Below are 2145 nucleotides of genomic sequence, written 5' to 3'. Positions count from 1 at the left end.
CCGATCCGACGAACGCATCGCCATGCGCGGGGAACCTTCCGCTGGGCCCGGTGCCGATCCGCCGGGCATGGCCCGGCGCTACCGCAGCCGATTGCAGGTAGCGCCGGGCCATGCCCGGCGGATTGCTGCCGCCTTCCATGACCTCTGCCCGATACCGCGTGAAGGCCACAGCGGCGAAGATCGGGGCACCACCCTTTCCCCGGAACCCGACCGTGTCCCGACGCCTTGCCCGTTCCCTGCTGGCCGCCGCCGTACTGGCCGCGATGCCCGCGCTGTCCTTCGCCGCCGACCGCATCACCGGCCACACCTTCGCCACCCGCTCGGAGGTCATCGCCCCGCATGCCATGGCCGCCACCTCGCAGCCGCTGGCCACCCAGGTCGCGCTGGACGTGATGAAGGCCGGCGGCTCGGCGGTCGACGCCGCCATCGCTGCCAACGCCACCCTCGGCCTGATGGAGCCGACCGGCAACGGCGTGGGCGGCGACCTGTTCGCCATCGTCTGGGACCCCAAGACCCAGAAGCTGTACGGCTACAACGGCTCGGGCCGATCGCCGAAGTCGCTGACCCTGGCCGAGTTCCAGCGCCGCGGCCTGAAGGACATCCCGGCCACCGGCCCGCTGCCGGTCTCGGTGCCCGGTGCGGTCGACGGCTGGTTCGCCCTGCACGAGCGCTTCGGCCGCAAGCCGATGGCCGACAACCTGGCCCCGGCCATCCGCTACGCCCGCGAGGGCCATCCGGTCGCCGAGGTCATCGCCTACTACTGGGATCGTTCGGTACCGAAGCTGTCCAAGTACCCCGGCTTCAGCGAGCAGTTCACGATCAACGGCCACGCCCCGCGCAAGGGCGAGATGTGGAAGAACCCGAACCTGGCCAGCACCCTGCAGCAGATCGCCGACGGCGGACGCGATGCCTTCTACAAGGGCGCCATCGCCCACACCATCGGCGACTACTTCAAGGCCAATGGCGGCTACCTGAGCTACCAGGACATGGCCGACCACCACGGCGAGTGGGTCGAGCCGGTCAGCAGCAACTACCGTGGCTATGACGTGTGGGAACTGCCGCCGAACAGCCAGGGCATCGCCGCGCTGCAGATCCTCAACGTGCTGGAAGGCTACGACTTCTCGAAGATCCCGTTCGGCTCGCCCGAGCACGTGCACCTGTTCGTCGAAGCGAAGAAGCTGGCCTTCGCCGACCGCGCGCGCTTCTACGCCGACATGGCCTTCCAGCCGGCACCGGTGCAGAAGCTGATTTCCAAGGACTACGCCGCGCAGCGGCGCGCGCTGATCTCGATGGACAAGGCACTGAAGGAAGTGCAGCCGGGCACGCCCAAGCAGCTGGAGGAGGGCGACACGATCTACATGACCGTGGCCGACGCCGACGGCATGATGGTGTCGCTGATCCAGTCCAACTACCGCGGCATGGGCAGCGGCATGGCACCGCCGGGGCTGGGCTTCATCCTGCAGGACCGCGGCGAGATGTTCGTGCTGCAGAAGAACCATCCCAACGGATATGCACCGGGCAAGCGCCCGTTCCAGACCATCATCCCGGGCTTCATCACCAAGGACGGCAAGCCGTACGCCAGCTTCGGCGTGATGGGCGGTGCGATGCAGCCGCAGGGCCACGCGCAGATCGTGATGAACCTGGTGGACTTCGGCATGAACCTGCAGGAGGCCGGTGATGCACCGCGCATCCAGCACGAGGGCTCGACCGAACCGACCGGCCAGGCGACGGCGATGAGCGATGGCGGTGAAGTGAATCTGGAAACCGGCTTCCCGTACGAGACGGTGCGCGCGCTGATGCGCAAGGGGCACCGTATCGTGTTCGCCGATGGCCCGTATGGTGGCTACCAGGCGATCATGCGTGATCCGGACACGGGCGTGTATTACGGCGCGTCGGAGAGTCGCAAGGATGGGCAGGCGGCGGGGTACTGAGTTTCCCGGCCAACGGGCTGAGCCCCCTCTGCGGTGGTGGTGGTTTCAGTGATGCTGGACTTGGCCGGGCGGGTGGGTTGTCTGGGGGACGCCGCAAGTACGTCCTTGTAGGCTTGGCAGCCGCATCCATGCGGCTGACACCCCGCAATCCGACACCGCCCCACCTTCGACAGGTTCACGCGGCTGTTGGAACCTGCTGCTGGTGGGTGCCGAC

Annotated in this window: 1 protein-coding gene; it reads left to right on the top strand. The window is 67.7% G+C overall.

Annotated features, from left to right (window positions below; all coding sequences use genetic code 11):
- The first annotated feature begins 212 nt into the window (after nucleotides 1–212).
- The gene (gene ggt / locus IAE56_RS20825) at nucleotides 213–1931 is read left to right on the top strand and encodes a gamma-glutamyltransferase (RefSeq protein ID WP_200753827.1); all 1719 of its coding nucleotides are present in this window, start codon (nucleotides 213–215) and stop codon (nucleotides 1929–1931) included.
- The last annotated feature ends 214 nt before the right edge of the window (nucleotides 1932–2145 follow it).

The organism is Stenotrophomonas sp. S41 (assembly GCF_016624625.1).
Classification (GTDB): Bacteria; Pseudomonadota; Gammaproteobacteria; order Xanthomonadales; family Xanthomonadaceae; genus Stenotrophomonas.
Note: the sequence above shows the minus strand (reverse complement) of the source record. Positions and strands in the feature narration are given on the sequence as shown.